The 5,294-nt window shown below is 36.8% G+C and carries 5 protein-coding genes, 1 tRNA gene and 1 pseudogene; 1 reads left to right on the top strand and 6 read right to left on the bottom strand.

What is annotated here, in order from left to right:
* Positions 1 to 214: pseudogene (locus tag L1028_RS30705) on the bottom strand (group II intron reverse transcriptase/maturase); the annotation flags it as partial.
* Positions 215 to 387: 173 nt separating this feature from the next.
* On the opposite strand from L1028_RS30705, the gene L1028_RS30710 reads away from it, so the two are divergent.
* Positions 388 to 711: a hypothetical protein gene (locus tag L1028_RS30710; RefSeq protein WP_234541937.1), complete on the top strand. Its 324-nt coding sequence runs from the start codon at positions 388 to 390 to the stop codon at positions 709 to 711.
* A gap of 103 nt (positions 712 to 814) precedes the next feature.
* On the opposite strand, the gene L1028_RS30715 is transcribed toward L1028_RS30710, so the two are convergent.
* The 5 genes from L1028_RS30715 to L1028_RS30735 all read right to left on the bottom strand — a co-directional run bounded on the left by L1028_RS30715 (position 815) and on the right by L1028_RS30735 (position 5,114).
* Positions 815 to 887: transfer RNA gene (locus L1028_RS30715), tRNA-Lys, on the bottom strand.
* A 106-nt stretch (positions 888 to 993) separates the two neighbouring features.
* Positions 994 to 3,528, bottom strand: a complete 2,535-nt coding sequence (locus tag L1028_RS30720) for a hypothetical protein (RefSeq protein ID WP_234541938.1) — start codon at positions 3,526 to 3,528, stop codon at positions 994 to 996.
* Between the two features lie 26 nt (positions 3,529 to 3,554).
* Complete coding sequence (locus tag L1028_RS30725) at positions 3,555 to 4,232, bottom strand: restriction endonuclease (protein WP_234541939.1); 678 nt, start codon at positions 4,230 to 4,232, stop codon at positions 3,555 to 3,557.
* A gap of 242 nt (positions 4,233 to 4,474) precedes the next feature.
* Positions 4,475 to 4,732, bottom strand: a complete 258-nt coding sequence (locus L1028_RS30730; protein ID WP_234541940.1) for a hypothetical protein — start codon at positions 4,730 to 4,732, stop codon at positions 4,475 to 4,477.
* Between the two features lie 142 nt (positions 4,733 to 4,874).
* Positions 4,875 to 5,114, bottom strand: a complete 240-nt coding sequence (locus L1028_RS30735; protein WP_234541941.1) for a hypothetical protein — start codon at positions 5,112 to 5,114, stop codon at positions 4,875 to 4,877.
* Positions 5,115 to 5,294 lie beyond the last annotated feature (180 nt).

The raw sequence follows: 5,294 nt of genomic DNA on the forward strand, positions 1-5,294 counted from the left end.
CTCCGCCACCGGGTTTCGGGATTTCGACTCGGCGCACGGGGCTCGGTTCATAGGTTCCTTCTTCTATTGCTTGCCGCAAGGTCTGCCAGTTTTGTACGATGTGTTCTCGTAAGGATTTTACAGACATCCCATCTACGCCATGACTTCCTTTATTCGCTTCAACTCGCTTTAAGGCTTGCAGAAGATTCTCCCGTGACAGCAGTTGCTCCAACATTTTTTTTAACCTCTCCTTACGTGATTTGTACCTTCCTCTTGTGCCAAAGATGAATTCTGCCCTGCTATAGCCCCCACGGGATTCACCGCTTCCTTCTTCAGTCAGGTCCTTTCGGATTTTTTTTCTGCTTTCATCACTCATCTTGAACGCTTGGATGTACAAATACCTAATTCATGTTCAGCCCTTCCGCAGCTGTTGCAACAGCTTGCGTACAATGGCGTCTGCTGACTTCTGTGCGTTCAACCTACTCTCACAAGCAGGTTTACGAAGTGACTTCGCCTACCGCACAGATCTCCCCAGGTAAGAACGCTATCTTCCTCTCCATCTATCTGCTTCATTTACTCCCGTACGCCTTTGGCAGTATGGACTTTGGTTTGTATTGCAACCTCACCCAACGTACGTTAGCCTTATATGAAGTTCGTGTTCCTCAGACCGGAGATTTGCCGCTGGCTTCCTTCAGATTCCACCTCGCGATGAACACCCTTGCCTTAAGCTAATGGCTACTACTGCCTTCGCCATTCGGGACTTCAACCCTATAGATAGCGCCCATGCTGGGCGCACAACAACAAAAAAACGGCATTTCTGCCGTTTCTTTTAGGATGGACTCTCAGGGGCTCGAACCCTGGACAAATAGATTAAGAGTCTACTGCTCTACCAACTGAGCTAAGAGTCCATATGAAGTTTGGTGGAGCCAAGGGGGATCGAACCCCTGACCTCATCGCTGCCAGCGATGCGCTCTGGCGTGATGGTCAGGGGCACTGCCCAGTGGCAAAATTATTTTATGATGACTTACCTTTACATTGTCGTTCAATTCTAATTAATGTAGCCTCAAAAGAATTTCTTTTCTTCGGAAAAAGTTGCTGATACATTTGATTCTCAATTGCTTTTTTATAACTTTTTATTAATTCTATTACTTCGTCTGGACGTCGATTAATTTGTAGTATACATTCCGCTCTTATTAGAAGCGACTCAAGGTAGAAGCTATATAACGTACTATTCACTATTTCGTACTCATCTAATAAGCATGCATTCTTAAGAGCTAACTTTGGGTTTATTTTAACATAGTATCTAGCACTACAAATAAAAAATCTCACTTTAGCTATAACAGATAGTTCTGAAGCATAATAACTTCCTAAAATACTTTGACATTTTGTAATATAAATTTCACAATTATTTTTGTCACTATTTGCGGATATTCCAATTTTTTTAGTATACAAATCAAACGCAGTCTTTTGTATGCTTTTTTCATGTGTCTGCAAATATTGTTCAGCTTTATCTAAATCATTTATATTAATTAGAAAGTCACATATTTTCCTTCTTACTTTAACTGATAAGTTGTTATTTCTTAAAATCCATATTTTTTTTTCAAGTTGTTCAAAATATTCTAATAAATCGCATTGTCTGAAATCTCTAATTTTCTTACTTTTGATTAATTGATTAATGTGGACCAAGCAATCAATAATTCTCAGACAAATTTTTTCTTGAATACTTTTATCTTTATTCTGTGATAATACAGCTCTAAGCTTATCTAGAAGATTAAGGTTATTAATAACATCCTTTGATTCGGCTTGTTCATAATAATGGAGCAAATTGAACAAGCTAGGGTCGCAAAGAAAAGATTTCAACAGAAAAGAATTATCATTTGTTTCTTGATACTTAGCTTTATAAAGTTTTGATAACATTTGCCCTAAAGATAATTCTTCATCAAATTGAATATCTAAGATGCTTGACACAATTTTTTTCAAAAGAGGAAACCACTTAGATTTTTTTAAGTCAAAAACTGTAAATAGGTTACTCTCAGCAAAGTTGCCGTTTAAATACTCAATAAAAAGTTCATTAACATAATATCTATCACTACTAATTATAGGTTGTAAAAAGCCAACATTCACATAGTTAACTGCCTTCAAGTTATGAAAACCAAGTTTACCAAATTCCATTTCGTCAATGAGAAAGGTAATTAACTCTTCACTAATTTCATTAATACTAGCTTCCTCACATAAGTAACAAAGAGCAGAAAGAAATATTTGTGATTCTTTAGATAAACTATCTATAGTATTGTCAAAGCAAAATTCTAAAAAAGTGTCTTGGCTGTCGTGAAGTTCCCTTGCTTCCCCGGAGTATTTCGAAGTATATTCCACTCTTAAATCCAACATTTTTTTTTGAGTATTCTTAAATGTATTGCAAAATGCCAAAATAAGTCCCGGATTACCCTGAGAATATTCTTGTACCCAATCCCAGTCAACAGGTGTCACACTTTTTAACTTTTCATCTTTATCTTGTAAATTTATTTTGATTAATTGTTTTGTTCGTTCAACGTCGAATTCATATAATGGAAATTTTTGTTCCCTGTCACCTAATCCGTATCGACTAGTGATTACCAACCGAGATGGATGAGCATAATTTTGCATAAACCTATCAGCAATTTGAGTGAATTCAGCTAAATTACTTCTAACTACTTCTGTTTCCAAATTATCTAATATCAATAATGATTTGGTAGAAAATATATTTTCCCAAACGATTTTTTCCAAATCATCAAAAAGATAATCCATTGGTGAATCAATCTCCATAAAGGATGCGAGGCGATAAATCAACTCGTTATGATTACTAATTACTTTTTCAAGTTTTTTAATCTGGCCATTAACATATGCAGTATTTTTAAAACTCATAAAATAAATTCGATCGAACGGCCTTTTGGGAGAGTATAGTAAATCTTCTGCTAATTGTAACGCCAATGCAGTCTTTCCAACGCCTCCATGTCGTATGATAGATACTGGAGTAGGAATTTTAATAGCATTTTTTAAATTTTTCAATTCATCTCCTCGACCCACAAGAGTCTCGAAATTTTTACCTAAAGGGTATTCTACAAATAATAAAGGAATTGAATAATTTGATATTTCTTCCGCCAGAAACTTATCCCATTGCATTTTAAACTCATTATCAGATAAAGAATCTATATATTTAGTTCCAGTCTCTTTAATGATTTCTAATTCTTCAGAAGAAATAACACGCGAATGCATAATGTTATTTCTACGTTTTATTAAGTCTGAGATATTAATATTCCTTGAATAGTTACTTTTAACACTTATAAAGGTCTTAGATTTAATTAAATCGTATAGTTGTCCAAGATGGAGATAATCTAGTAAATTACGATAATCTAGGGGCAAGACAGCACTATTTATAACTGCATTCTTCTCCGCATCTATCCGTAGATCTCTAGGTAATAATGACTCATTGAAGTTTTTGGCTATGTAATCTCTTAATATGTTCTCTATATAAAATATGATCTTATACCCATCTGAGTTAATGCTATACATAAACACCATCCTCTTCAATTTGAAATCTATTTTCTCAATCTCTTCAACCTATCATCCAACGATAATCCATTAATCAACTTAATATTCAACCTATCAGCAGCCTCTTTCGCCGCCTTCGTGAAATTACTCGTCGTCACAATCCATGCATCATAACAGCCATGCACCTGCTTGCCAGCCTTCAAACGCAGTACAATATCATTCCCTACATCCTGCTTCCAGCGCTTGCACTGAACGGCGATTTTATACCCCTCTTTGCCTTTTAGGATCAAATCCACTTCATGATCGCCAGAACCGCCGACTCGTTGTACGTTATAGCCTTGATCTATGTAATACAACTCCATTAACCTCTCAAAATCCGTACCGGATAATGTCCTTACGTCTGCTTTAATAATCTGCGCGTCTGTTAACTTCTTCAGGGGTATCTTAGCCGAAGAGCTGTGTGCGCTAACCTTTGCCTTGTTTGAGCTGCTCTTTCTTACACCAGAAGTACGGGCGGTCTTCCTTGACTTCTTGTCCCTTCGACGCTTACGGGTCCACATACCGCCGAAAATCTCACCAAGAATAATAGAGCCAATTAAAATACCAAAGAAAACTCCCCAGTGCAACCCCGGAATACTAAAGTAAATCCCTAAGCCTCCAAGAATAAACAGTCCTCTCACTACATAAGCCAACTGCCTGCCTTCTGCATAATACGTTTTGGCCATATAATACCCACCTCATGCTGTAATAGCTTCATCAAAGTAGAAAAAGGACTATCTACCTAGAACATTCGACATTTCATTTGATCATTTTTCTACATTTGCTAATTTCCGGATCAATTTTCTCTACTATATCATAAGTTTGGCTATATTTGGTATGATAAAAAGCCCCCATACAATACTGAGGACCTACTCTATTTCATTGAGATTTAGTTAACTGTAGTATTTAGTTAATGCTTCTAGTACTATTAATGTTTTATATTAGAATGATGCGACAGTGCCTTACCTAAAACATTATCCCCAACATTCAAATCATCAACTTTTAAGCTACTTGTACAAGCAGTCGCTAAAAACGAGCTAATTTTCAATTTCAACGTCAGTTCTACTGAATCTCGGTAGACCCTCACGCACTCGATGATCGTACTAAGCATCATTTTCTTCTTAGCAGTAGATGCTTTCTTAAACACCTCACGCCAAACAGGAATATAGGTCTGGAGAGCTTGCATTTCAACCTGCTCTACCTTTTAGAATTGAGGTCCTGTTCTGACTTCTCTAGCTTTGCTAGTAAAAACGATACCTCACTCTCTTTCTTCTTAACCATCTCGTTTACCATCTCTCTATCTAGAGGACTTTTCCCCATGATGACTTTTAATACCTCATCTTGAGACTTGAAAGCTCCATTTTGGCTTTATCCGTCAGCTTTTGATGCTTTCGTAAAGCTTTTTCCTCGTCCCCAGAGTTTCTACTTTTTATCTGTTCAATTTGCTCTTTCAAGTCCACCGTTTCTAGTTGATCCAGATAAGCATATATTTCATCTAGTACAACCCCTTCCAGACGGATCGGGGAATGAATTGTTTTACCACTACAATTTACCTTTTGAAGTGCCATCCCTGAACAGCGATACTTAGTCTCGAGCCACACTCTCTCTGTGTCATCTTACGGTTATACTTTTTTTACGTAAATGTAAGGATGCACACGAACCAGAGTATGGAGAGAAGGAGGAAAAAAGGCAATAAGATGCCCGGGATTTATTGATAAAAAATTTAAAAGGCCTGGTGACAAGAATTA

Origin of the sequence: Paenibacillus pseudetheri (genome assembly GCF_924513355.1) — a bacterium.
In the GTDB taxonomy this organism is placed as follows: domain Bacteria; phylum Bacillota; class Bacilli; order Paenibacillales; family Paenibacillaceae; genus Paenibacillus_AQ; species Paenibacillus_AQ pseudetheri.

Bases quoted from the DNA above. Each gene is read 5' to 3' on its own strand.
- L1028_RS30710 (WP_234541937.1), top strand. From the start codon at position 388: ATGTTCAGCCCTTCCGCAGCTGTTGCAACAGCTTGCGTACAATGGCGT.
- L1028_RS30720 (WP_234541938.1), bottom strand. From the start codon at position 3,528: ATGTATAGCATTAACTCAGATGGGTATAAGATCATATTTTATATAGAG.
- L1028_RS30725 (WP_234541939.1), bottom strand. From the start codon at position 4,232: ATGGCCAAAACGTATTATGCAGAAGGCAGGCAGTTGGCTTATGTAGTG.
- L1028_RS30730 (WP_234541940.1), bottom strand. From the start codon at position 4,732: ATGCAAGCTCTCCAGACCTATATTCCTGTTTGGCGTGAGGTGTTTAAG.
- L1028_RS30735 (WP_234541941.1), bottom strand. From the start codon at position 5,114: ATGGCACTTCAAAAGGTAAATTGTAGTGGTAAAACAATTCATTCCCCG.